This window comes from Fibrella musci, from assembly GCF_041321105.1.
Lineage (GTDB): Bacteria > Bacteroidota > Bacteroidia > Cytophagales > Spirosomataceae > Fibrella > Fibrella musci.
Genome location: NZ_JBGGWD010000005.1, coordinates 394,850 through 419,735, shown reverse-complemented (window position 1 = coordinate 419,735; position 24,886 = coordinate 394,850). Strand labels below are relative to the sequence as shown.

The window sequence follows — 24,886 nt, the reverse complement described above, 5'->3', positions numbered from 1 at the left end:
CATGTCAGAACTAAAGCAATTACCCCTCAAATACGCCCTGTTGGGTCTGCTGGTGCTGGTTATTCTGGGCTGGGTGGTGTGGCGCACTGGATCCGCAGCGGGCGAGCGGGCCGCAAAAAGCGACTGTGTAAACAACATCTTCAACGACTAGCCATGACCCTGACTGGAAAAGCAATAACAGGATCCGTGCTGGCCCTGATCGGGCTTTATGTGCTGGCGTTTTTCTCCAGCCGTAACCGGATCAAAACGGGCGTTCGGTGCGCCGATATGCTGGATCTGCCGGAGAAAGGAAAGACGCTGGGTACGTTCACGCAGCTTCAGGCGGCGGCGCTGGCCCGGGAAGCGAAAGACGCCTTCGACCGGTGGTTGTCGTCGGGCTCGACGTCGGACGCGGTGGCGGGCCGGCTTATGCAGCTGACCAATGACCAGTTGTACGCGGTGCAGTACCTGTATGATCAAACGTACGATACCCCCCTGATCGACGAAATCACCAATGATTTTGCCTATTACGGGCTCGACTCCCTGGCCGGTGGGCCGGCGTCGCAGCTGGTTACCCGGCTACGGACGCTAAAAACCGGCGTAAAGTAATGCTCTCGAACCTACTAAACGGAGACGTGAACGCGAATGTAAACGTGGACGTCAAGCTCGACACCACATCGACCATTAACCTGACCATCGCCTTTGTGGTGGCCGGCCTGGCTATCGTGCTCTTTGCCCGGGTAGCTACCAAACTGATCTAACCATGAAACTGCCTTACGATCACCTGATTGGTCCGCAGCTGCTGGCCGCCATTATTGACTTGGCGCAGTGGCTCGGGATCCGGCCGGAATGGCTGCTCATTGTCATGCACAAGGAAAGCAGCCTAAACCCCAAAGCCATTAACAAGCATAGTGGCGCTTCAGGCCTGATCCAGTTCATGCCTGGTACCGCCAAAGGGCTGGGCACGACGGTTGAAGCGATCCGGGTAATGACGGGCCTTCAGCAGATGGATTGGGTACGCAAGTACTACGCGCCCTATCGTGGCCGGATGCACAACCTGTTTGATACCTATTTCGCCGTGTTCTATCCGGCCGCTATTGGCAAGCCAGTTGACTTCGTGCTGTTTGCCAAAGGCTGCAAGGCCTACGCCTGGAACAAGGCGCTCGATATGAACCACAACGGGGTGGTCACCGTGGGCGACGTCAAGGCCTGGCTGATGAATTATCTGCCGGATGACTTCGACCCCTGCGACTGTCACTAAGCCGTTTGGCTTGACATTAAAATGCATTTCTGATCAAAAACACATTTTAATGTCAAGCCAAACTGAAGTGCCAATCCATCACTAACAACATGGAACTGAACGGAAAAACAACCTTGTACCTGGCCATCGCCCTGGCGGTGCTCGTCGGAACCCTTTTAACGGTCGACCAGTACCGCCGGCGCGTCCGGTCGGAGAAAACCACTACCACGCCCTGCGGCTGTGGTGGCCACGCCTAAGCTGACTCATGTTACTGGAGCAAAAACTACCCACCTCGGAACGTGCTGCTTTCGTTCGTCGAATGAAAGAGATCTGCACGGCGCTGGCCATCGATCCAGACTGGCTTATGGCTACGATGTGGGTAGAAAGTGGCCTGAAGCCGACCGCCTACAACCAAAACGGGGGTGCGTCGGGCCTGATCCAGTTTATGCCGTCGACGGCCCGCCGCCTGGGGACCACCACGGCGGCGATCCGGGCGATGACGGCCACGGCTCAGCTCGACTACGTACTGAAGTACCTGGCCAGCTGGAAAGGCAAAATGCGATCGGCGTTTGATGTGTACCTGGCGGTGCACTTCCCGGCCGCGCTCGGTAAGCCTGATTCGGAAGTGCTGTACTCAAAAACCAGCACCGTGGCCCGCTGGCGGGAAGCCTACGCCAACAACGCCAACATTGATACCAAGTACGGCAACAATGACGGGGCCGTATCGGTGGCCGACGTGAAGGCGTTCTACTACGCCCTGCTAAAAGGCGTCGTCGACGCGCCAAAACCGCCGCTGCCTGAAGTGGTCAGGACCACGCCCGACGAGCCGCCGGCGATCGTCGACGAGCCCCGGCCGCGCCCGGTCCAACCGCGTGACTGGTCCTGGGTGCCCTACGTGACGCTGGGCCTGGGCCTGGTGATCCTGATCGTGACGCTGACCACCAAAAAGATTTCTCTAAAAGCCGCTTTGCCATGAACGAATTACGCTATCAGATTTTCAATCTTCGAAACGAAATCACCGGCCAAACGCACCGGGCCTATGGGGTGCCGGCCGCGCAATCGTTTGCCTGTCAGCTCAACCGCCCGGGCGGGTTGGTCACCTTTCACATGACGGTTTCTGAAGCCCTGGGCCTAGCCTATCCGGGCGATTCGGTCATGTTGCTACGTGACTGCTACGAGTACATTGTCCTTCGTAACCAGGTCAACATCAACGGCAACGGCTTCAGCCTGTTTTCGGCCATCAACGGCCCACTGATGACCGACGCTGGCCAAACGGTCAATTGTCAGGTAACCAACTTTCTGGTTATGTCGTCGACGTATGTCGGCGGCGTGTCTGAGTGGAACGCGCTGATTATGTTGACCGGCACGGATTCCAACGTACTGGTGCAGGGGAACGCCCTGCGGACGCCGGCGGCAGCTCAGAACTGGAACGGAAAGGCCGCGATCGTATCGGGTGCCGGTGCCATCCTGACCCTGCGCGTCAAACGCATTCAGGCCAACGCCGTGGAAGTAGGGGGCAGCAACACCCGGATCTACGTTGAAGACGGTTTGTTTATCAGCCCCAACGCGGCCAGCTATGCGTACCGCGTCGATGCGGGCGGGCGTGGGTACGTCTTCTTTACCAACATGGACATTCGGGTAAAGAATATGCTGACCTATGATCAACGCTGCAACGTCACCTGGAACAACTGCAAAATCGTATCAGAGCGTGACGGGTTCATTGCCCGGACGGACTGCCGCTACACGCTGATCAACTGCCAGACGCTTACTCAGACGTCGGCTACGTACCAAGCCGAAACCAAGCCGATCCACCAGTTTACGGACGCCGGGCAAGTGCTCGAGCTGATCGGTAGCAACGTGTTTGTGTCCCGGGGCTCAGCGGCCAGCTGGATCGGGTTTGCCAATGCCGGCACGGCTCAGATCATGGGCAAGGTGGTTTCCAACAAGCCCACGCCTGGCAGCAATTTCAACCCGGCCGTAGGCACGGCCGCCAACGGCTCTATCCTGGTCGATGCCGCCGCTGACCTGAAGTTTTTGCCCTAGAACATGGAAATGGAATCAGTAGCCGAAACGATGATTGACCACGACACCGTGAAACTGACGGCGTTGGCCTGTGCGGGCTGGCTGCTGCAAATCTTGCCATTCACCTACGACGTGCTGGCCAAGAGCCTGACCGTCGTAGGGCTTTTTCTCTACATCATCTATCTGGGCTATTCGATCTGGTGTAAACGACTGGAGCTGAAGCAGCGCCGCGCGGCCATGATCGATGTGCTGGAAGATGATTCTGAAGACCCCAACGTAGTGCCATGACAATCAACTGGAAAATCGTAACGCTGATTCTGAGCATGGTATTCCTGGCCACAGGAATCGCCCTGAACGTGCGTCAGCTGACAACGAAAAACAACGACTAACCATGCCCGTAAAACGACAGTCAGCGGCTCGGGCCGGGGTACTTAAGCAGTTGGGCGACCACGTAATGAAAAACGGCATGACGACCATGTTTGGCCTGTGCACAGGATTGCCAACCGCAATCGATGGGTATCAATCTAAAGATTGGCACAAGGTCGGTCAGGGTGTGTCGGAAGTGCTGCTAGGTATGGGTTGCTCTGACCGCTTTGGTATCAAGAAAAAGGACGCATCAGACGCATGAAAACGCTCAACAAATACGGCCTGCCGATCGCCATTGCCCTGGCCGTGGTAGGCCTGGTCGGCTGGTGGTTGCTGGTCGAAAAACCTAAAAACGACAAACTCGCTACCACGTACGAGTTTGTATAAATCTCTTTAAACGATGGCCAACGTAGTAATCCGTAAGCGAATGACTGAGCAGGGGCATTATACGCCACTCCAGGCGCAGGCCAACGCGCAGGCGGTCGCACAGATCCGGGCGCGGTTCGGGCCGTACATCGAAGCGGCCGCACGGCTCACCAACGTACCTGAGCCCGTTATCACCGCCTTTATCTACATCGAAAGCGCCGGCGACGCCAGCGCCAATACAGGCAGCATTGGCCTGATGCAGATTGACCACATTACGGCCTCAGAGGCCATCTACCTGGAGAAGAAAAAAGGCCGGCTGACCGAAGCCGAAAAGACCGTTTTGTATCGGTTTTTGGGTGCCCGGCTCGACTGCATCCTGAAGCAGAAAAGCCGGGGGCAACGCCTGGCCTGCAACAACCAGACGGGGGTAAGCATCAAACGCTCGGAGTTGTTGAACCCGGAGTTCAATATCCTGTGCGGATCCATCTACTTGGCTACGCTGATCAACGAAGAAACCCAAAACGGGGTGCTCCGGCTGGATAAGGTGGTTGCCCGCTATAACCGCAGCTACGACTACCGGCCGGTAGGGGCAACCGCTGATGACGTGATCGACGAAGTGCCGGCCGTCACCCGGGCGTACATCAAAAAACTGGTGGGCGTAAACGGCCTGCTCGAAACCATCGCGTAGTTATGGCAGAATTTAAGAACGGGCAGGTGGTAGGCCAGGTCAATTCACCCTATAAATGTGGACCAAGTGTTTGCCTTCCTTGGGATACCAACTGTGGTGCAATGTGCATCGAGCGTTATGTCTTTCGGGTGCGCCTGATTAATGGGTTGCTGGTGCTTACCCAATCGTCAGACCGCCCGGGCCTGGCAGAAAAGGGCGAACGGGTACTCAACGAGACGTTTTACAAAAACAACCCGCCGCTTTACGCTGACTTCTTGCTGTCGCCACTTTATCAAAAGCTGGCCTCAGACGGTACGCTGAAGGGGGCGATCCTGTACGGTGACGATAAGTGGCTACCGTCTGAATACACTCGGGATAACGAAACCATTCTGAACCCGAGCACCATCAATAATGGGGTTACGGGCCCGGTTGTGACCTTGCCTGGTAACGATACGCCCGATAACGGCCTGACGCTCGATCAACTGTTGCCTTACATCGCGGGTAGTATCGTGCTGATCGGTATTGTCCTGATCATTACGCTTACCCGACGTCGCTAATGGCTACCGATGCTGTCTATATCGCCCGGCTGGCCAGTTGCGAGTTTAACCCGTACCTGGTCAATCCTACCGAAGCCTATACATCGGCTTGTGTGTCGGTGCGTCGCATTGTCGACCAGATCAACCTACCCTATACGGGTAGCACGTCCTACGACCGGCTGGCCTTTTTGAAGCGTCGTAAAAACTACATGACCGCCCGGGCCGCAGTGATCCAGGGGGCATTGGTTGAACTTTCCGGTACCGACGTCAGCGATAAAACCGCCCAAACGATTAAGGGGTTTGGTGGCCTGGCCGTGCAGCTGGGAGCCGCTATTCCCGGCATTGGTACCGTGGCCACGCTGATCGGCACCGGCGCTCAGCTGATCGCCGGTCTGTTCGACAAGACGGCCGACAACGAAGCCCGGAAAGCTACGGAAATAGCCGAACTGCAAAACGATTTGGTAGGGCTCAAAACGCTCTACGACGATACAAATACCGAAATCCAATCCCTAATGCTGCCCCGCTACCTGCTGTATGGGGCGGCGGGCCTGGTGATCCTGGCCGTCGTGGTGGTGCTCATCCGCCGGCGACGCTCATAAACCCAATCTTTCGACGAACCATGACGCCAACCATCGACATAACCCAGCCTTACGAGCACCTGGTCTTTCAACGTGATAACGCCAACCGGGCCGCTGTGCCGATCGTGGGCAAAGCGCCGGTAGGGACAGACACCATTGAGGTCGTGCTTACTCCGCTGAAGGGAAAAACGGCCACGATCGCCAACCAGCGAATCAAACCCGACGCTGTGACAGGCAAATTTTCGGGGACCATCATTGCCCTGGGCGGCACGTACGAACTGACGCTGACGGCCAAAAAAAACGGCCTGACGGTCGCTACGGGTAGCGTTGGCCGGGTGAACGTCGGTGAAGTGTTCATTATCTACGGCCATAGTGTCGCGCAGGGTGGCCAGCATTCCGATGTGGCCACGTACGGCAACACCGCCGGCCCCGGGGCCAACGATGACCGGGTGATCGTCGACGCCGGCCCGGCCCCGGATCCATTTGCTGAATCAGCCCTGGGCAAGCCTGGCAACTTCAAGCCGCTGACCGTGGGTAGCAACATACTGCCGTTTCACGGTGCACCCTACGCCTACGGCTACCTGGGCGATCTGCTGGTAAAGCAGCTCGACGTACCCGTACTGTTTTTGGGGTGTGCGTTTGGTGGCTCCAACCTGGACGGAGCCGTGAAGGTGATTCAGGGGATTCCCTTTGAGCATCCATTTGTCAAATACGACCAGCGGATGCCGATCCGGCCAGTCGAAGCCGCTTTGTCGGTATACGGCCCGTTGACGGGTGGCTTCCGGGGTGTGCTGATGAACCACGGTGCCAATGATAAGGGCTACGGTATCACGACGGACGCTTTTTTAGAGCGTATGCGTGTTGTGATCAATTACATACGCCAGAAAGCGCAGCGGGCCGATCTGACGTTTTGGGTGGCCGTCGACTCAGATAGTAACCCCGAGTTTGTGCCCATCATCGCCGGGCAGGAAAAAGCTATTGCGACGCTGCCCAACCTGCGACGTGGCGCGGATCTAAAGAAACTGTTGCCCACCGACCGGCCGGATAACGTGCACCTGAACCAAGCCGGGCTCCCTCACTACGCGCAGGCCTGGGCCGACGTGCTCACGCCGGCCGATCTGGCGGCCGTGCCTATGCCGGCCGTGGTGGGTGAAAACAACACCGGCCTGGCCAACCTGGCCACTACGGTGGTCGACGGTTTAGACCGCTATCTGCCGGCGGCGCTGCTGGTGGTGGCCGTTGTGCTGCTAGGCCTGACCGCCTGGAGCCGTCGACGGCCGCTGGTGCTGGTATCGGCCGGCCTGGCGGGTGTGGCCGGTACGCTGGTGATCTGGCGCTCAATCAAACCGACGTCGACGACATGAAGCCCCCTTTGAAGCCTGGTGATATTGTGTTCTTCACTCACAAGTCGCGGGAGGAATGGGCTGGCGTTGTGATCCGCAGTCGGAAAGATGAAAAGGGACTTGTGTACGATGTAAAGTCCTACATATCACAACCCCCGGGGTCCAAGTCGAAGAAATCAGGCTTCTATCTGCCTGGTGATTTTTTCGTCGCTCGAGCGGGTAAGCTCATCCCCGCACGTCCGAAAGAGTTACAGGCTACCAGTTTCAAAATGCGTCTTAAACCATTATCGAAAGAATGCCAACCAAAGTCAAAAAAACGGCCGCTAAGCCCTCGAAACGCAAATTGACTCCCAAGGGTCGAACGTACCTGGATAAGCTGCACACGCTCACCAAATCGATCCACAAGGCCAGCGACACCGGCGAAACCAAAGTACAGAAGGTGTACGGCCTGTCATGGGCGCAGGCCGAAAAGCAGGCCATCCGAAAGTTGAAAAAGAAGTAGTCACATAAACCAAACAAGCACAATCATGGCAACAAAGCTCAGCGCCAAACAGAAAGCCGCCCAGAAGCGGTTCAAAAGCAAACTCGTCAAGGCAAAGAAGATCTATAAAGCCAAGCCTGGTATGAAGTGGTCGACGGCTGTAAAACAGGCATTCAAGTAAGATGAAACTGACACCTACTAACGCATTCATTGGGCTGCTGATCGTGGCCCTGCTGGCAGTCGGTTACGGGCTCTGGACCCGTCGCCGGACAGACGGGGGCGTGACGGTCGACGACATGGCGGGTATGGTCAACATTGCCCCTCTGGCCAACCTCACCACGTCGTCGACGTACGAAAACCCCACCGCCTTTAAGGCCACGAAGACCATTCTTTCCGACATTCTGCCGACGCCCTACAACTGGGATATGTCGAGCGGCTGGAATGATAATACCCGCAGCGTCTTCCCGGATTGGGTGGTACTGGAGTGGCCGACGTCGGTTAAGATCGGTCAGGTAACCGTTACCTCACTGGCTGGCAAAGAGGGGGGGAGCTACCTACCCGGTACCGGTGCTGCCGGTGGTAACCTCGGCCTCAAAGATTACGTGGTGCAGATCTGGAACGGCACCGACTGGCAAACTGTGTCGACGGTGGCTGGTAATGATCGGGACCAGGTGACCAGCAACCTGGCCAGTGTGGTGACCACGCAAAAACTGCGGGTGTACATCACAGCCAGTCAGGACGGTACCTGGAGCCGTATCACGCAAATACAGGTCAAAGGGAAGGTGGCCTAACAAACCCAACCAGATAAGCCCCGGCCACGTCGACGTGGCCGGGGCTTTTTTCTAACGCTATGAAACGGAGAACACCAATCGCCAAGCTTAATCCGGCCGAACAGCGGCTGGGCTTTACGCCGTCTTACAACTCAGCCAAATTTGCCGTCGACACCGATACGCGGGTTTCGATCGGTAGCCGGCTGGATAAATATTACAAGCAAAACGGCTTTGTGCCGCTCTACAAGGGCTTTTCCAGGACCAACCGGGAAATTACACCGGCCGACATAAACGCGGCGCTCGAACGCTACAAACTCAAGGGTATTGAGTTCGGCCGCTGGGTGACCAACGAAGACGCCTACAACTACCTGGCCGCGCTGGTGGTGGCGCTCGATGACTTCGCCAAAATAGTGGGCTGGACGAACATTGGTCTGGACCGGATCATAGGCATTGCCTTTGGTGCCCGCGGCATGGGCCGGGCGCTGGCTCACTTTGAACCAGGTACGTACATGATCAACCTGACCAGGTACAAACGCCACCTCACGGATCCGTTTACCGGGCAGGTGGTCAAAACGGCCAAAACCAAACGGTTTTCGTATACCGGCGGCGTCGGCTCCCTGGCTCACGAGTACGGCCACGCCCTCGACTATTTCTTTGGTGCGTACATCGATCAAAACACGAAGGCAATGGCGCTGTCGGGTGGTCGCTTTACGGCCCTGATCGAGAACAACCCCTGGAAAAACGGTAGCCTGCGCTGGCAAATGATCAACGTGCTGAAGGCCTACCAGCAAACGGGTAGCTATAAGAAGCTGCGCGAGTACCTGGGCAGCAAGGGGGAATACGATTCGTACTGGCTGCGGCATAACGAGCTATGGGCTCGGCTGTTTGAACAGTGGATTGGCCTACGGATGAGTGAAAAGGGAATCGATAACGATTTCCTGCACCAATCGAAGTATGAAGCGCTGGCCAACTCAAAAGCGCCGGTGTACCTGACGTCCGCTGAGCTGAAAGGTATCGCGCCGGCCGTTTCGTTGCTGATCAAGTCTATCGCCGCCGAAATCAAGAAATAAGATGCTCCAGCTGAAATCGCTTTTCGCCAAACTGCTGGCCAACATGGGCACCATTGCCCTGGTTGGCCTGCTGGTTTATGTGGCCTTTACTGAGTTTATCCGGCCATCGATGACAGCGGCCGCAGTAGATGAGAGCTTGGAAAACGTCAAACAGGCCGTCGACGAAACCGCTCGGATGCGGGCTGACGTCGACGCGGGCCTGAAACGGCTCGACCGGGCCACAAGCCTGAACAGCGGGTTGCTGCAGCAGAACAAAAGCCTGGTCGACACCCTGCGGCTACTCCAGGACGATTTGCTCACCAAAAAAGCCGCGCTCGACGTGCGGGAACAGCAGCTGCGTACCAGGTACGAGAGTCAGAAAACAACCATTCGCAACGCACAAAAACAGGTCAAATAGATGGGCTGGCAGACAATTACAAACCCTGTTACCGGGGAACAAACGACGGTAAAGTTTAATGATACGACCATCCAGGATCTGCCAACGGTAGCGTCCCTGAGTACCTTCAAACGCAATGATTCGTTGTCGGTACTGGTCAAGGACACCCAACGGGGTGGGCTGTTCACCTACGCATCGACGGGCTTTACTGTCGACAACGGGAACGTCTTTCCGGCGCTGGGTGGCGGGTATTGGGTACGTCTGCCGGAGACGTTTATTGATCCGGTCAAATTTGGTCTGTCGACGGCTGCGGCCGACAATACAGCGGCAATGCAGGCGGCGGTCAACGTGGCGCAGATCCTGAACAAAAAAGTGGTGGTACCCGGCGGAATTTACCTGTTTTTGAACACGGTAGCCGTGCCGGTCGGGGTGGTGATTGAACTGGATGCTAAGTGCACCCTGAAGCTCAATACCACGGCTGTGAACCTGGTACTCCTTCGGATGCAGAGCAACACAGCCTTACGGGGTGGCACCGTGCAGGGGCTGTACGACAAGGCAAAAGACGAAGCGCAGCCAATGACGCTCAACGGCGTAACGACCGGTAAAGCCACTATACCGGGCTGCAATCTGATAGAAGTGCGGCAGTCGGTCAGTACCATTCAGCCCGTTACCGACGTGCTGATTGACGGGGTTTCGTTTGTGAATGCGTATTCAGATGCCGTCGACGTCTGGTACCAGGCGGAACGGGTGACCATCAATAATTGCCGGTTTGAGAACAACTACGCGCACCTGATTGTACGCGGTGGCTCAGCGGCCGAACCCGGCAACCTGAGCAAGAATATTACGATTACCAACAACTACTTCGGCTATTCGCACCATACCCATACCAGCGCCAACGCCGACTATGGCGGTACGATCGGGAACGCGGTTTACCCGGGCGGTGGTAACGCCCTGACCACGCACGGCGGGATCTGGTACCTGAATGTGAGTAATAATTTCTTTGGGGATTGCGGCCGGCGTTCATTTGAAGGCTACCCCAATGACGTATCAAATCCGGCCTACACCCGGGACCAGCAACGATACGGGGCTATCCGTTACGCAACCATCAACTCGAATGTATTCCTGGATGCTGTGGCCCGGACGTTCACCCTGTTTGTTGTGGATAGTTCTATATCGGGCAACACCATCATACAACAGAAAGGCTCGATCGAGGCGACCTGGATTAACACCAAGTTCACCAACAACCACGTCGAAATGGCGGCGGGCCTGGATGATTCCCGAGGCTATTCGGGCAGCACCATTGGCGATTACATGGCCATTTTTAACACGTTGAGCGGCACGGCCGGCAATAACTGCGTCTATTCCGACAACACGTTTATCATTGGCAAATACTACGCTGATAACTCGATCGCTCCGGTCGGTGGCGCTGGCTTTGCTCTGAAAATCAATGCATCATCGGGTTGGCAGTTCGTTCGTAATCGGGTAACGGTCTACGGGCAGTTGTCGGCCAGTGTCGTAATGTCGTTTTGTTGCTCTGACTTCAAGATCGCTGACAACATTGTAGCCTACCGGCAAACCGTGGGCCTGGCCTCCAGCTTTATGCAGGAGTTTTATTGCCGCAACTTTGACGTTTCGGGCAACAAGGTTACTGTTTACGATGACAATGCAGCGGCGGTTGGCTTGCCTAAGCTGGCTTATATCGGTGCCTGTGAAAATGCGCGTTTCGTCGACAATCTGTTTGAGATTCGCGGGCCGGCGCTGATCACTAGCAACAATTACTCGTTTATTGAACTCTACAACAATACGCCGGCGGATAGTCGGTACCAGGTGCTCACCTACGCGGCCAACGGCATAGATTATACCCTGAAGCCCATTAAAGGAGTAGCCAACGTACCGCCGGGCAGTAACGCGATCGATGACGTGTACATCGTGGGTGAGCTGGCGGCTACTGGAGCCTGGGCCGGCCAGGAAAACCGGTTAGCGACCTGGACGGGTAGCAGCTGGAATTTTACAATTCCTAATGACCTGATCTGGGCTCGGTTTGGCGATCATAATACAATCGCTGAAGACAGCTTTTTGAGAACCTATCACGCCGATCCGGTTTATAGCCAGCGGCTTGATCTGCGGAAAGGAAACCCGGTCCAGAATCCTAGTTTCGGCTTGGCTAACAACGTCTACGTGGTGGGGACGGGGTGGCGAAACCTGACGGTTGCCCGCAACAACTTTGAGTTCAATATTCCGAGCGGCACGTTTCCCACCCGCATGGTCAACGGCTTTAGCTGGGGATCACAGACGCAACCGTTTGTGCTGGCCAGCCTGACCATTGAAGACAATACGATATTTCCGACGCTGGACAGCCGGGGCAACATTACCTTTTTGGGGGTAAACAAATTCAAACTGCCTGATATACCCTTAGCCCGTCTGAACAACATCGCCGGTCAGTTCAAGTTAGTTAAGGGCGCGTACGTCGACGTGCGAACAACAGGGCATGGCCAGCCTACCCGCTATGTCTGTAACGGATCGGCATTCGTGCCGGTAGCAGCTGCCTACCTGACGACCACGGCGAGTTACACACCTGGTACGCTGGCCACAGCCTCAGTCGTAAATACAACGGTCACCGTAGCCGGCGCAACGGTTGGCCAGTTCGTCGAAGTCACCTTTAACAATCCGTTGCAGGGGTGCCGATTGTGGGGCGAAGTGACGGCCGCGAATACTGTTACTGTCTATGTCCGTAATGACACAGGGGCCAGCGTAACGCTGAATGTGGGCACCCTGACTATTCGCGTCGATTAGGCAAAACCAAATACTATTCTGTGCCGGCAGTGGTCGGCCCCGGGTATACGCCCGGGGCCCGGGCCGGATCCGGCAGATATCGTCGACCATTCACCCCATTTTTCACCATGGCAACCAAATTATATTTCGTTTGGCTTCTGTTGCTGGCCATCCCGTCGTTGGCCGATTCAGGCGATACATTGCGGCCTATTCCCATCCGTCAGGTACGTTCGGCCGACAGTGTAACGATCGCCCGTTATGACCTGGCTAAACTCGAATTGGCCCGGCAAACCCTACTTAGTATTAACCTCGATGACATAGACGAACTCATCGACGTGCTGGGCCAGCAAGCCCAACTATCCGAGCACGGCCGGCAGCAGCTGGCAGATCTGACCACGCGGTATCTGCAACAGCAGCAGGACAGTTTGCGCCGTCAGGGTAAGGAGCTGAAGGCCGCTCAACAAGTTATCCGGAAGGCCGCTAACCATGCCAATGGCGTGCAGGGGCTGTTGAGCAACTTAACCGACGATCTAAAGGTCATTCGCCGCCGGGCCTGGTGGGAGCGGGCTAAAGGTGGGCTGGTGGGGGCTGCGTTGGCTATTGCCCTGAAGTCCTTTGTAAAGTAGGGACCGTATACTAAACATTGCCCAACCAATCAAGATGAATAGTATACTTGCGGCTGGAACATATTTCCATCCACAAATATGAAGTTTCTATACTACACAGCAGTATTTAGCCTGGTTATGTTGGTAACTGGCTGTAAAAAACAAGCCGTCGACCCGGTGTCCACTGGCTCGGGTGGCAATCCCGTCAACACCACTACCGAACCTTGCAAGCGTGATAGTTTCGGTTGGTTTCGCTTCTCGAATAACTCCAATAACCCGTACGATGTATACATCAATAACGTGTTTTGGGGGCGCGTGTCTGCTAAAACGGTTACTAGCCAGGCAAAAGCTAATGTCGGTCCTTATAAACTTTATGCCAAACAAGTGAGTGGGTACGTTCTCTATGCTACCGAGCGTGAGACAACGGCCGCTATAACCAGTTGCTCAGAATATACCTGGCAATTTCCATAAATTGCCAGTGACTGCTTTAAGAAATAGCAAAAGCCCGGTCGACGTCGACCGGGCTTTTGTTTAACTGATAACCGTTACGTTGCTATACTTAGGAAACGCTTTATCGGTCGACAAAATAGGCAGTTGCTCAAACTGAGCCTGAGCCAATATCAACAGATCGAACGGGTCACCGTGGGTCTTGCTGTTGTGCGTGACCTTCTGCACGTCAGGTATGGCGCTGTAATGAGCCGCCACCGTCTGGAGTAGCTTAATGCCTACACCCGTACGGAAGTCACTCAGCCGCTTCATACTAACGTGCCGAAAGTCGGCCCGGTCCTGTCGGATCTTGATAGCCAGTTCAAACAAACTAGCTTCAGACAACAGAAAGGAATGGGCAGGATCGCTTAGAATTGCCCGTTGAGCGGCGCTCAGCTGGTGGGCTTCTTCACTGTACAGAAACAGCAAAACGTTAGTGTCCAGTAGGTACGTCATTTACGGCGTTCATGGGGCTCCAGCAGCCGGCCAACTTCTGCCGATCGGGCTTGCTGGTCTTTCGGTGACAGCTTGCTATTGGCTTGCTCGACGCGCTGGAGTAAACTTTTGCCCTGACTTTTGGGCGTCGATTTGGCCCCTGAATGGGGCTTGGTTGTCGTTTTCATGGCGTGTCGGTTTACAGCCACTTAGTAGTTCTAGTAGGCCATAAATATAACAAATTTATGCTTCGATTAGATCGGCCGGTTCCACCAGGCGCAGCGCCCGGTGGTCAATATCGCCGTAGTGATCGAGAAACCGGGTGCTACTTAACCCGAGCATTTTACGTACCTGGTCTTTGCTCCACTTCCGTTCATTTAGAAAATAGTCGGTGAACGACTTGCGGCCCACCTTGCAGGTAAGGTGCGTTTTCACGTCGGCCGCTATCATTACCAGCTTTAAGGTTAGGTTGAGTTTAGCGTTAGCCATACGTGGCATATTGGCCAGGCACCCGTATTTAGTGAGCAATCGGTCAGCCAGGCTAGTGACGGGAACAATTAGCTCCTTACCCGTTTTCTGTCGATCCTGAATGAAAAACCGCTGACCGTCTAAGGTGTAAATGTCTGCGTCGGTTAGCTTTTTCATTTCGGCGTAGTGCATACCAGTGGCACACATGAATAGAAACAGATCCCGCGCCCGGATCATCCGCTCACGATAGACAAGTAGCTCCGGTTTGCTGTTCAGGTCATTGCCGGCCAGCTGCTCGATTTCGGCCTGAGTTAGATAGATCGGCTTGCCTGGCTTTTCGCGTTTGGGTTTCCAGCCGTGCAGCCGGTTGGCCATGATCAGTTCCATCATCACCCCGTAATCAAGTACCTGCTTCAGTAGATCGAAGTGCTTAGCTACGTAGTTCACCTTGTAGGTTTTGAGCAAGTGCGCCTGCCACTCGACGGCAAACGCGGCGCTGGTGGCATCGGCCAACAGGGTGTTGGTCTTTCCAATCGTTTCCAGGTACGTGGTCAGGTTGCCTAGTCGATCCTGGTAGGCTTCGTACGATGTTTTGGTAATGCCGCCGGGCTGGCCAATGCTTCGCTTTTTGTGATCGAGAAACCGTTCCACCAGTTGCGCCAGCGTGTATTCTAAGCGGCGTTTACCGGTGTAGGTTTCTTTGATCATGTCGGCCGTGACGGCGCGTCCTTTGGCTTCAAAATGGTGGTAGATAGAAAACAGTTTGGCCCGGATCCATTCGATCCGCTGGTTGTCGGTTTGCGCCGACGTGCTGCGGCCTTTGACTTGCTGAAGCCGGGCGTTCCAATCGGCTTTGTTTAACTCGATGCCGGTGGAGAAGGCACCGCCCCGGACGCCGTTTACTGAAATTCGCGCCTGGATGGTGCAGCGGGTTTTGTGGATTTGGCTGGTACGTGCGATAAATCGAACGTTCATGTGCTTTTGATCATGGTTTGGTACCTATCGCTTTAATGATAAGTAACCGTGTATCAACTTATTCGAAAGGACGTAAGCAGACCACGTAGCCTAGGTGTGGGCAATTTATTAGACGGTAGGTGGTGGCGTAGGCAGAAGTTTTCAGCCTGTACGGGCTAGTTTGCCCACATGGGCAAAAAAAAAGCCCACCAGGTAGGCGGGCGGGCTGAATTACAAGTATGGTGCAGAGAGAGAGGGATTCGAACCCCCGGACCTGTTACAGTCAGCGGTTTTCAAGACCGCCGCAATCGACCACTCTGCCATCTCTCTGGGTGAATGATGATGCAAAAGTAGGCGAAATCTGGTCGTTTGTCAAGCACTACGCCGAAAAAAATGCCCCCGAACGGCTAAAAAAGGCTATTTTTGCGGCGTCAAGCCGGTGGTCAGTCACCGTAAAATCTTGATAACGAACGACTCATCAGTCGCCGTGTAATCGCTCTCTCATCTCAATTTTTGCCCCACGTGAACGCCACAGAACAACCGCAGATCAACCTCGATCCCCTGCCAACTGTCGAAACCGCCCGTAAACTGGGTGTGCTGCCCGATGAGTTCGAGCGGATCATTGCCATCCTCGGTCGCCAGCCCAATTTCACCGAACTCAGCATTTTCTCGGTGATGTGGTCGGAACACTGTTCGTATAAAAACTCCATCGTGTGGCTGAAGACCCTGCCCCGCGACTCGGAACGCATGCTGGCCAAGGCAGGCGAAGAAAACGCAGGTCTGGTCGATATCGGCGATGGCCTGGCGTGCTCGTTCAAGATCGAATCGCACAACCACCCCTCGGCGCTTGAACCCTATCAGGGCGCGGCCACGGGTGTCGGTGGGATCAACCGCGACATTTTTACGATGGGCGCCCGCCCAATTGCCCAACTCAACTCGCTCCGTTTTGGCGACCTCAACCTGCCCAAAACGCGTCGGCTGTTGCGCGGCGTGGTGAAAGGCATCGGCGACTACGGCAATGCCTTCGGAATCCCGACGGTGGGCGGCGAGATCTATTTCGATGAATGCTACAACACCAACCCGCTCGTCAATGCGTTCTCGGCGGGGATCGTCGAAGTAGGTAAGGTCGCGAAAGCAACGTCGTATGGCGTTGGCAACCCGGTCTTCATCGTCGGGTCGGCCACGGGTAAAGATGGCATCCACGGCGCTACGTTCGCCTCGGAAGATATCACCGCCGCCTCGACGGATAAGCTGCCTGCCGTGCAGGTGGGTGACCCTTTCATGGAGAAGCTGCTGCTCGAAGCCACGCTCGAAATCATCGCGACGGGCTACGTTATCGGTATTCAGGACATGGGCGCGGCGGGCATTATCTGCTCGACATCAGAGATGAGTGCCAAAGGCGAACATGGCATGATCATCGACCTCGACAAAGTACCGACGCGGCAAGCCAACATGGCGCCGTTCGAGATTCTGCTGTCGGAATCGCAGGAGCGGATGCTGGTCGTGATCGAAAAAGGAAAAGAAGGCATCATTCAGGGCATCTTCGACAAGTGGGATCTGCACTGCGCTCAGATTGGCGAGGTGACGCCCCCGGCTGCCGATGGGATTGGTCGGCTGCACTTCTACCGCTACGGTCAACTGGTCGCCGACGTACCTGCGCATGATTTGGTGCTAGGTGGCGGTGCGCCCCAATACCGCCGCGACTACAAAGAGCCCGCCTACATCAACGACTTCAAGAAGTTTCAGATCGCTACGGTGCCCGATGTACCCGCCAGTGAACTGTCGGCGGTGGCCACTCACCTGCTCAGCCACCCGAATATCTGCTCGCGGCAATGGGTGTATCAGCAGTACGACTCGATGGTGGGTACCAGCAACCGCACGACCAACGCCCCGTCTGACGCGGCCGTGGTGCGGGTGAAAGGCGCGGGCATCCCCAAAACCGATAAATCCATTGTCATCACGGTCGACTGCAACAGTCGGTACGTGAACGCCAACCCCTACGTTGGCGCGCAGATTGCCGTGGCCGAAGCCGCCCGGAATATCGTTTGTACGGGTGGCGAACCGCTGGCCGTGACCAACAACCTGAACTTCGGCAACCCCTACGTACCTGAAGTGTACTGGCATTTTGTAGAGGCTGTAAAAGGCATGGGTGAAGCCTGCCGCCGGTTCGAAACGCCGGTGACGGGTGGTAACGTGAGCTTTTACAACCAATCATCGGACGACGGTCCCGTTTTCCCAACGCCGACGATCGGTATGCTGGGCCTGATGGAGCAGCCCACCAACCGCATGACGCTCAACTTCCGGCCGGAAGGGGGCGACCTGATCTACCTGGTCGGTTCGCCGCAGAACGACATCGCTTCGTCGGAGTACTTGTATTCCTACCGGAAAGTGAAAGCCTCACCCGCGCCTGCCTTCGACATCGAGCAGGAACTGGCCGTGCAGGCAACGGTGAAGCAACTGATTACGAAAAAGCTCGTTGTCTCGGCCCACGACATCTCCGACGGTGGCCTGTTTGTAGCCGTGGCCGAATCAGCGATGGCGGGCAACACGGGCTTTGCCATCACCACCGACGGCGACTACCGCACCGACGCGTACCTGTTCGGCGAAAGTCAGAGCCGGGTGGTTGTGTCGGTCGCGGCCGATCAGCAGGCAGCGTTCGAGCAGTTCATGGAACGTACCCACATCGCCTACAGCCAGATCGGTAACGTAACCCCCGCCGATTTTGTAGTGAACGGGCAGACCGTGCTGACTTCGGCTGAAGCCGCTCCGCTGTACAACAACGCACTGGGCAAGATAATGGCGTAAATTTAATTAAACAGGCTTGCCGGATGTTTATGCTGTCAAAGGCGATATCCGGCAAGCCTGTTTTTGCCCCGTAATACATGCAGCGTTATTTTATTGAGTTAGCGTATAAAGGCACCGAGTTTCACGGGTGGCAGTACCAGCCGAATGGCATCAGTGTACAACAGGTGCTTGAAGAAACGCTGACGAAACGCCTGAGCCGCCCGATTTACGTGGTGGGTAGTGGGCGCACCGACGCGGGTGTACACGCTGCTCAGCAGTTTGCGCACTTCGAAACCGACGGTGAACTGCCCGACATCGACCTGCTTGTTTATTCGCTCAACAACATGCTGCCGGATGGCATCGCCATCTACGATATCTTCCCTGTTGGCCCGACCGACCACGCCCGGTTTTCGGCTACGGCGCGCTACTACCAGTACCATATCTGCCGACAGAAAAGCCCGTTCGACACGCATCAGACGTATATCTTCCGGCCAGCGCTCGATGTTGACGCAATGAACGAAGCGGCTGCCACGCTGCTCCGCTACAGCAATTTTCGTAGCTTTAGTAAAGTCAGGACGGAGGTCAACCATTACCATTGCAAGCTGATGCGGTCCGAGTGGACCTGGCAGGGGAATCACCTCGTCTACCACGTTAAGGCCGACCGGTTTTTGTATGGCATGGTGCGCTGCCTGGTCGGAACGATGCTGGACGTAGGGCAGGGGCGTATGACTCTAGCCGACTTTGAGGCTATCATTCAGGCCGAAGACCGCACCCGCGCTGGCCGCGCTGCGCCACCCAACGGCTTATTCCTGACCGAAGTAAGCTATCCCGAATCGGTTTTTGAGAAACGACATTCATGACAATAGGCATCATTATACTCGCCGCAGGTTCTTCCAAACGATTTGGGGGTATCAACAAACAATTACTCAGTATCAACGGCACGTCGCTCGTCAGAACGGCGGCTGAGGTGGCGCTGGCTGCTCAGTTAGGTGGGCCGGTGGTGGTGGTGCTGGGGCATGAACGCGAAGCCGTCGCGGCCGAACTCGATGGGCTGGGCGTTACGCTGATCGATAACCCTACCTACAGCGAGGGCATTGCGTCGTCGGTGAAGATGGGCATGGTGGGTCTGTTTATGATGCAACCCCACATTGAGGCCTTCATTATCATGCCCTGCGATCAGCCGTTTCTGACGCCCGCCCTGTTGCAGCAACTCGTTGCCACGCAGGACGAAAGTGGCAAAGGCATCGTGGCCACGCGCTACGCCGATCAGGTACACATGCCTGCCCTGTTCCGACGTACCTACGCCGACGCGTTGCTGGCCCTCACCGACGAGAAAGCGCCCAAGTGGGTGATCATCAAAAACAAAGCTGACCTGGCGCAGATCGGCTTTGAACCCGCCGCCGTCGACCTCGACTACTGGGCGCAGGTGGAAGCGTTGGAAAAACAAGTTTAACGTTTGATGTTTAGCGTTTGATGTTGGCTGACGCGACAGCAATACTTGTGCGTCAGCTAACATCAAACGCTAAACATCAAACGTTAAACTTGTTTTTCCTTACATCAATTTCTTCACCAACTGCTCGACGGTGATGCCTTCGGCTTCGGCTTTGAAGTTACGGACGATGCGGTGACGCAGGATGGGCAGCGCTACGGCCCGTACATCTTCGATATCGGGTGAATATTTGCCGTTGAGCAGCGCGTTGCATTTCGACGCCAGAATCAGCGATTGCGAGGCTCGTGGACCTGCACCCCATTCCAGATACTGGTTGGCATCGGGGGCAGCTAATTCGGTGTTGGGGCGCGTTTTGTGCACCAGCTTTACGGCGTATTCCACCACGTTGTCGGCAACAGGTACGCGCCGGACCAAGTGCTGGAACTCCGAAATCTCTTCACCCGTCAGAATGGGCTTCACCTGATACCGCTCATCGGTGGTCGTGCTCTTCACGATCGCCAGTTCCGATTGGTACGACGGATAATCCAGGTAGATGTTGAACATGAACCGGTCGAGCTGGGCTTCGGGCAGTGGGTACGTGCCTTCCTGCTCGATGGGGTTCTGCGTGGCCAGAACGAAGAAGGGGCGGCCCAGCGGGTAGTTCTGCCCGGCAATGGTCACCTTGTATTCCTGCATGGCTTCGAGCAGGGCCGACTGCGTTTTGGGCGGCGTCCGGTTGATCTCATCGGCCAGAATGATGTTGGCGAAAACGGGGCCTTTGATGAACTTGAAGTTCCGGTCCTGATCGAGTGTTTCGGAGCCGAGAATGTCCGAGGGCATCAGGTCGGGCGTAAACTGAATCCGGTTGAAATCGAGGTGCAGGGCGTTGGCTATCGTCTGAATCAACAGCGTCTTGGCCAGTCCCGGCACACCCACCAGCAGGCAGTGTCCCTGACAGAAAATAGCGGTAAGCAGCAGCCGGACGGTTTCATCCTGTCCGATAACGACCTTACCAATTTCGGTACTAAGCTTTTTATAAGCGTCTTTCAGGGCTTCAGCAGCCGCCACGTCGGAAGTGTAAGGCACTAGTAGTTGGGTTTAAGAATGAAGGTGTAATGGACAATGAATGATGCACAATGGGCGGCTACCTCGTAACGGCCAGGTACGTCACCTGAGCACTCCCATTGTACAATGTACATCCGTACATTATTCATTAATTATTACTCGCCTGGGCGCCGCTCGTCTGCGTTGTGCCGAAGATGCGGCAGCCTGTGTATTGCGGGTCAACGGTAATATAGACGTCACTGACTGATTTACGAAACCACTCATCGATGGCTTTGTTCTTCTTGTTCTGCAAAACGATGTTCTGTAGTTTCTCGAAGTCGATTTTGTAGTCGGCCGTGTGGGGCTGGATTTTGGTTTTGTAGTACAAAATCCGCACGCCCGTTTTGCCGTCATCGGAACGGTAGGGGAGTACCGGCGTGATTTTGCCGACCGTCATGGTGTCGAGAATCGTAAACATAGCGTAGTCCATTGAGCCGTCCATCGAAAGCCGCGAGCCTCCCGATTGCTGATCACGAATAATGCCACCCGCGTCGGCAGTCGCCTTGTCTTCCGAAAAATCTTTGGCCGCCTTGTCGAATTTGACGCTGTCGATCTCGATCTGATGCTTCAGGCTATCCAGAAAGCGGGTCGGCTCATTTACGTCGAGGCGGGCGTATTCAGGGCGCAGCAGAATGTGGCGGGCGTGGTACTCGGCCCCGCGCGTTTCGATCAACTGAATCAGGTGATAGCCGAAGTCCGACTCGACCACGTCTGACATTTCGCCCGGCTTGAGTTTCAGAGCAGCGCCTTCAAACGGTGCCACCATCATGCCGCGCTTGGCATAACCGAGGTCGCCGCCGTTCTGCGCCGAGCCAACATCTTCCGAATTGGCCTTCGCCAACGCAGCAAAGTCGGCCCCACGCGTAACGCTGTCGCGCAACGAACGCAGCCGCTGAATGAGCTGGTCTTTCTGGGCCTTGCTCACTTTGGCATACCGCACGATCTGCCCGACTTCTACCTCGGCAGGCATGTAGGGCAGGCTGTCTTTCGGGATGCTGTTGAAGAATTTCAGTACGTCGCGGGGCGTCACCTTGGTTTTGGCCGTGATCGTCTCCTGCATCTTGCGGGTCAGCATCTGGTCTTTCACCTGGGTACGTACCTCGCTCTTGAGCATCTCCAGGCTCTTGCCAAACTGCTCGACAATGTTTTTCTCCGAGCCATACTGCTGAATCATGTACGACATCCGGCTGTCGAGCTGGCTATCCACCAGCTTGTCGTCGACCACCACGGAGTCGATTTCGGCTTTGGCCAGCATCATTTTGTTGATGACGAGGCTTTCGAGCAGCTGGCACTTCTGAGGGGCCTGCTGCCCCTGCGCGGCATACGAGTTGTACGACTCTTCCAGGTCAGACTGCAACACATAGTAGTTGTCGACCTTCGCGATGATCTTATTCAGGACGACCGCGTTGGGGTCTTCGATGGTGTCGCGCGCGGCTACCGCCGACCGGAGCGGCTGCGGCAATACGGCTTTCCGCGACGCAAAACCGCCTGTGCTGAAAGCTGTGCTAAAAGCCTGAGCCAGCGTTAAGGTAACGCCCAGCAAGCTCAGGGAAATGGTTTGACTCTTGTTCATGGATGTCTGGTCAAGGTTCAATGGGCAAGGTCCCGAGCCCTACGTTGGTCAGTGATCGTGCGCCAGCCAACTTTAGACTTGAAACGTTGGACGTTGAACTTACTTTACTAGTCTCTTTAACTCGTCCTCGTTCACCTGAACGGGGTATTTCTGGCGCAGACTGGCAATGAATTGCTGCTCCAGGTACGCCTGATAATCATTAATAACAGCGCCCCGGGCTTCGGCAAAGGTGCGCGGGCGGGGGGCGTCAATCCGGCTAATGATTACCTGCACCACCCGGTTATTGGCCGTGAAGGTGCTGGTGCCTTTCTGCCAGGGCAGCTCATCGACCAGTTTGTTCTGACCCTTGGCGAAAATGCCTTCGGTGATCACAACGGCGTTGGGCTGCTGACTGCTCAACACCCGCGCCACATCCTGCTTCGATGTGCTGCCATACGTAAACGTGACCCGCCTGGCGGCTGCACCGTTGGCATTGGGCCGGAAAGCCTGCACATCTTTTTCGGTGATCCGGGCCAGCTGAACCCCGTTTTTCGTGAGGTAGTTGACCACCGTCCGCAGGCGAGCCGTAGAGGCTGTATCGCTTTCGGAGGCTTCGCGCGAGGCCGTTACTTCCACGACATACGCCGGGTTTTTGACCATCGTTACCATCACCTCATACAATACTTCGTCGCCTTCCGCTGACAGCGTCGTTTGATTGGGGTTGAATTGGAGGCCGGGGGCTGACCGCTTCAGGGTATAGGGGCTGGTAGCCAGCCGGGCTTTGGCCTCGGTCAGCAGTTTGTCGTCGGCGGCGTCGATGATGGTAGCGACGGCCCGCTCCGGGTATTGATACTTGGCCCGATTTTTCTCGTAAAAGTCTTTCTGCCCCAGCGAATCGGCCATCGACCGTTCCCAAACCTGTTCTTCCATGACCTGCGAGAGCAGCACGCCATCGCGAACCTCGTTAAGCAGGGCTCGGAATTCGGGATATTTTCGATCCAGATTGGCTTCTTCGGCAGCCAACAACTGATCGCCTTTGAAGCGGTTGTAGAACCGGCGCATCAGGCCCCGTGGCGTACCGCTGGGTTCCATCCGGGCCGATTGTTTCTGTTCTACGTAATCGAAAAATTTCCGGGCTGGAATCGCCTGATTATCGATAGTCAGCAGGGGTTGGGTGGTTAGCGCGTCATCGAGGAATTTGCCCGCCCGCCATTTGCCCATAAACAGGCTCGAATCGCCTTTAGCCAGCGCCGCCTCCCTGACCGCCTCGTTTTCGACCACCTTGTAGTCGCGGCTTAGGCGCGCCAGTGTGGCTTGCCGGAGCACATCGGCGCGGGAATCGGTGACGACCTTCTGCCGGATGGCGGGGGCCAACTCGGTGAACGACTCCATCGGTTTGCGGCCAATGAGCTGCACGATATGCCAGCCGTAATTGGTTTTGAACGGCGAACTGTAGCTGCCGGGCGTGGTAAGCGCAAAAGCGGCCTCTTCAAACGCAGGTACGTTCTGTCCGGTGGCAAAGGCCGGTAGCTTACCGCCCGCCCCTTTGCTTTGCATGTCGTCGGAGTAGGCACGCACAATCGTTTCAAACGATTCGCCTGCCTGTAATTTGGCGTAGGCTTCGTCGATGCGGGCTTTGGCGGCAGCGGCACCTTGCGGCTCGGCGGTGGGGGAGAGCCGCACCAGAACGTGGGCTACCTGCACTTTTCCCCGCGAGGGGCGGCGATCGTTGACCCGTAGAATGTGGTAACCAAACCGGGTACGTATGGGCGCCGACAACGTACCTGGCGACTGGGTATAGGCTGCCGTTTCGAGCGGGTATAGCGTCTGGAAGGCCGTGAAATAGCCCAGGTTGCCACTGTTCTGACCCACCGACGGGTCTTTGGACACCTGCCGGGCCAATGCCTCGAACGATTCCCCTTTCTGAAGGCGATCCCGCACGGAGAGGGCTTGCTGGTAGGCCGCGAGTGTGTCGGCTGGTTCGGCGTCTTCCGCCACGCCAATCAGGATGTGTGAAGCGTTGACTTCCTGCTGCATCCGCTGGTAAGCTTCAGCCGTAAGCTGATCGACCAGCGCTTTGTCGGTTAGGTACGACTGGGCCAGCTGTTTCCGGTAGGTCGCCATCTCTTCCCGGAACGCCTCCGTGGTGTCGCGGCCCTGCTTTTCGGCGGCCAGCACCTTCAGTTTGAGGTTTGTGTACAGATCGAGATAGCCGCGAATATCGGTGCGCTGCGACGAATCGGCCGAGAGCTGATTTTTTGTGAACGAATCGAAAAACTCGTCGCTCGAAAAGGCTTTCGTGCCACCGAGCGTCAGCACGGCCGGTTTGGCGGGTGCTGGTGGTGGGGCCGTAGTCGCGACGGGTGCCGATGTCTTACAGGCCGCCGCCAGCAACAACAGAAGGGCGGGGCCGGTCAGCCGGGCAGAATGAACGAGTGAGTTACGCAAAGGGAAAATGCTCAATTTCCAGTTTTTAGCGTTTTCAGTTGCCTGGCGAATCCAT

The 24,886-nt window shown here is 56.0% G+C and carries 31 protein-coding genes and 1 tRNA gene; 25 read left to right on the top strand and 7 right to left on the bottom strand.

The annotated features are described in order from the left end of the window. Position 1 precedes the first annotated feature (1 nt). From ACAW74_RS18180 to ACAW74_RS18075, 22 genes are all read left to right on the top strand, one after another. Positions 2–151 carry a hypothetical protein gene (locus tag ACAW74_RS18180; RefSeq protein ID WP_370699641.1) on the top strand — a complete coding sequence of 50 codons (150 nt, stop codon included), beginning with the start codon at positions 2–4 and terminating at the stop codon, positions 149–151. Positions 152–153: 2 nt separating this feature from the next. Continuing rightward, positions 154–588: a hypothetical protein gene (locus tag ACAW74_RS18175; RefSeq protein WP_370699640.1), complete on the top strand. Its 435-nt coding sequence runs from the start codon at positions 154–156 to the stop codon at positions 586–588. Continuing rightward, a complete protein-coding gene (locus ACAW74_RS18170; protein ID WP_370699639.1) occupies positions 588–740 on the top strand; it encodes a hypothetical protein in 153 nt (50 codons plus the stop codon). Before ACAW74_RS18175 ends, ACAW74_RS18170 begins: the two co-directional genes overlap by 1 nt. Before the next feature lie 2 nt (positions 741–742). Next, on the top strand, positions 743–1,240 hold the full coding sequence (locus ACAW74_RS18165) for a transglycosylase SLT domain-containing protein (RefSeq protein ID WP_370699638.1): 498 nt from the start codon (positions 743–745) through the stop codon (positions 1,238–1,240). Between the two features lie 89 nt (positions 1,241–1,329). Then, entirely contained in the window at positions 1,330–1,476 is a 147-nt protein-coding gene (locus ACAW74_RS18160; RefSeq protein ID WP_370699637.1) for a hypothetical protein, read from the top strand. Positions 1,477–1,538: 62 nt separating this feature from the next. Further along, entirely contained in the window at positions 1,539–2,195 is a 657-nt protein-coding gene (locus ACAW74_RS18155) for a phage tail tip lysozyme (RefSeq protein ID WP_370699636.1), read from the top strand. Then, entirely contained in the window at positions 2,192–3,262 is a 1,071-nt protein-coding gene (locus ACAW74_RS18150) for a hypothetical protein (RefSeq protein WP_370699635.1), read from the top strand. Before ACAW74_RS18155 ends, ACAW74_RS18150 begins: the two co-directional genes overlap by 4 nt. Before the next feature lie 3 nt (positions 3,263–3,265). Continuing rightward, positions 3,266–3,529 (top strand): hypothetical protein, encoded by a 264-nt coding sequence (locus ACAW74_RS18145; protein ID WP_370699634.1) that lies wholly within the window; start codon positions 3,266–3,268, stop codon positions 3,527–3,529. A 103-nt stretch (positions 3,530–3,632) separates the two neighbouring features. Next, positions 3,633–3,869 (top strand): hypothetical protein, encoded by a 237-nt coding sequence (locus ACAW74_RS18140; RefSeq protein ID WP_370699633.1) that lies wholly within the window; start codon positions 3,633–3,635, stop codon positions 3,867–3,869. Further along, complete coding sequence (locus tag ACAW74_RS18135) at positions 3,866–3,994, top strand: hypothetical protein (protein WP_370699632.1); 129 nt, start codon at positions 3,866–3,868, stop codon at positions 3,992–3,994. Before ACAW74_RS18140 ends, ACAW74_RS18135 begins: the two co-directional genes overlap by 4 nt. Positions 3,995–4,007: 13 nt before the next feature. Beyond that, entirely contained in the window at positions 4,008–4,661 is a 654-nt protein-coding gene (locus tag ACAW74_RS18130; protein WP_370699631.1) for a hypothetical protein, read from the top strand. 2 nt (positions 4,662–4,663) lie between these two features. Next, positions 4,664–5,197, top strand: a complete 534-nt coding sequence (locus tag ACAW74_RS18125) for a hypothetical protein (RefSeq protein WP_370699630.1) — start codon at positions 4,664–4,666, stop codon at positions 5,195–5,197. Then, the gene (locus ACAW74_RS18120) at positions 5,197–5,775 is read left to right on the top strand and encodes a hypothetical protein (RefSeq protein WP_370699629.1); all 579 of its coding nucleotides are present in this window, start codon (positions 5,197–5,199) and stop codon (positions 5,773–5,775) included. Before ACAW74_RS18125 ends, ACAW74_RS18120 begins: the two co-directional genes overlap by 1 nt. Before the next feature lie 20 nt (positions 5,776–5,795). Next, a complete protein-coding gene (locus ACAW74_RS18115) occupies positions 5,796–7,118 on the top strand; it encodes an SGNH/GDSL hydrolase family protein (protein WP_370699628.1) in 1,323 nt (440 codons plus the stop codon). A gap of 274 nt (positions 7,119–7,392) precedes the next feature. Beyond that, positions 7,393–7,599, top strand: coding sequence for a hypothetical protein (locus ACAW74_RS18110; protein ID WP_370699627.1), 207 nt, complete (start codon positions 7,393–7,395; stop codon positions 7,597–7,599). 25 nt (positions 7,600–7,624) lie between these two features. Next, positions 7,625–7,759 (top strand): hypothetical protein, encoded by a 135-nt coding sequence (locus ACAW74_RS18105; protein ID WP_370699626.1) that lies wholly within the window; start codon positions 7,625–7,627, stop codon positions 7,757–7,759. Position 7,760: 1 nt separating this feature from the next. Continuing rightward, positions 7,761–8,369 carry a hypothetical protein gene (locus ACAW74_RS18100; protein ID WP_370699625.1) on the top strand — a complete coding sequence of 203 codons (609 nt, stop codon included), beginning with the start codon at positions 7,761–7,763 and terminating at the stop codon, positions 8,367–8,369. 59 nt (positions 8,370–8,428) lie between these two features. Next, a complete protein-coding gene (locus tag ACAW74_RS18095) occupies positions 8,429–9,418 on the top strand; it encodes an LPD1 domain-containing protein (RefSeq protein WP_370699624.1) in 990 nt (329 codons plus the stop codon). Between the two features lies 1 nt (position 9,419). Then, the gene (locus tag ACAW74_RS18090; protein ID WP_370699623.1) at positions 9,420–9,815 is read left to right on the top strand and encodes a hypothetical protein; all 396 of its coding nucleotides are present in this window, start codon (positions 9,420–9,422) and stop codon (positions 9,813–9,815) included. Beyond that, the gene (locus tag ACAW74_RS18085; protein ID WP_370699622.1) at positions 9,816–12,587 is read left to right on the top strand and encodes a DUF2793 domain-containing protein; all 2,772 of its coding nucleotides are present in this window, start codon (positions 9,816–9,818) and stop codon (positions 12,585–12,587) included. It begins immediately after the preceding gene. Between the two features lie 107 nt (positions 12,588–12,694). Beyond that, positions 12,695–13,192, top strand: coding sequence for a hypothetical protein (locus tag ACAW74_RS18080; protein WP_370699621.1), 498 nt, complete (start codon positions 12,695–12,697; stop codon positions 13,190–13,192). Between the two features lie 78 nt (positions 13,193–13,270). Further along, positions 13,271–13,642: a hypothetical protein gene (locus ACAW74_RS18075; protein WP_370699620.1), complete on the top strand. Its 372-nt coding sequence runs from the start codon at positions 13,271–13,273 to the stop codon at positions 13,640–13,642. A 60-nt stretch (positions 13,643–13,702) separates the two neighbouring features. Here ACAW74_RS18075 and ACAW74_RS18070 read toward each other — a convergent pair whose 3' ends face one another. The 4 genes from ACAW74_RS18070 to ACAW74_RS18055 all read right to left on the bottom strand — a co-directional run bounded on the left by ACAW74_RS18070 (position 13,703) and on the right by ACAW74_RS18055 (position 15,844). Further along, complete coding sequence (locus tag ACAW74_RS18070; protein WP_370699619.1) at positions 13,703–14,113, bottom strand: type II toxin-antitoxin system VapC family toxin; 411 nt, start codon at positions 14,111–14,113, stop codon at positions 13,703–13,705. Beyond that, positions 14,110–14,280 (bottom strand): hypothetical protein, encoded by a 171-nt coding sequence (locus tag ACAW74_RS18065; protein WP_370699618.1) that lies wholly within the window; start codon positions 14,278–14,280, stop codon positions 14,110–14,112. The genes ACAW74_RS18070 and ACAW74_RS18065 overlap by 4 nt, the downstream gene beginning before the upstream one ends. Positions 14,281–14,335: 55 nt before the next feature. Continuing rightward, on the bottom strand, positions 14,336–15,535 hold the full coding sequence (locus ACAW74_RS18060; protein WP_370699617.1) for a hypothetical protein: 1,200 nt from the start codon (positions 15,533–15,535) through the stop codon (positions 14,336–14,338). A gap of 224 nt (positions 15,536–15,759) precedes the next feature. After that, positions 15,760–15,844 (bottom strand) — tRNA-Ser (locus ACAW74_RS18055). A 183-nt stretch (positions 15,845–16,027) separates the two neighbouring features. Between ACAW74_RS18055 and purL the strand changes: the two genes are divergently transcribed. The 3 genes from purL (at position 16,028) to ACAW74_RS18040 (ending at position 19,751) form a co-directional block, all read left to right on the top strand. Continuing rightward, positions 16,028–18,319 carry a phosphoribosylformylglycinamidine synthase subunit PurL gene (gene purL / locus ACAW74_RS18050; RefSeq protein ID WP_370699616.1) on the top strand — a complete coding sequence of 764 codons (2,292 nt, stop codon included), beginning with the start codon at positions 16,028–16,030 and terminating at the stop codon, positions 18,317–18,319. 77 nt (positions 18,320–18,396) lie between these two features. After that, entirely contained in the window at positions 18,397–19,158 is a 762-nt protein-coding gene (truA, locus tag ACAW74_RS18045; RefSeq protein ID WP_370699615.1) for a tRNA pseudouridine(38-40) synthase TruA, read from the top strand. Then, positions 19,155–19,751 carry a nucleotidyltransferase family protein gene (locus ACAW74_RS18040; RefSeq protein ID WP_370699614.1) on the top strand — a complete coding sequence of 199 codons (597 nt, stop codon included), beginning with the start codon at positions 19,155–19,157 and terminating at the stop codon, positions 19,749–19,751. The genes truA and ACAW74_RS18040 overlap by 4 nt, the downstream gene beginning before the upstream one ends. 99 nt (positions 19,752–19,850) lie before the next feature. On the opposite strand, the gene ACAW74_RS18035 is transcribed toward ACAW74_RS18040, so the two are convergent. From ACAW74_RS18035 to ACAW74_RS18025, 3 genes are all read right to left on the bottom strand, one after another. After that, positions 19,851–20,813: an AAA family ATPase gene (locus ACAW74_RS18035; protein WP_370699613.1), complete on the bottom strand. Its 963-nt coding sequence runs from the start codon at positions 20,811–20,813 to the stop codon at positions 19,851–19,853. 127 nt (positions 20,814–20,940) lie between these two features. Then, on the bottom strand, positions 20,941–22,404 hold the full coding sequence (locus ACAW74_RS18030) for a peptidylprolyl isomerase (RefSeq protein WP_370699612.1): 1,464 nt from the start codon (positions 22,402–22,404) through the stop codon (positions 20,941–20,943). Positions 22,405–22,503: 99 nt separating this feature from the next. Continuing rightward, positions 22,504–24,831 carry a peptidylprolyl isomerase gene (locus ACAW74_RS18025; RefSeq protein ID WP_370699611.1) on the bottom strand — a complete coding sequence of 776 codons (2,328 nt, stop codon included), beginning with the start codon at positions 24,829–24,831 and terminating at the stop codon, positions 22,504–22,506. Positions 24,832–24,886: the final 55 nt, after the last annotated feature.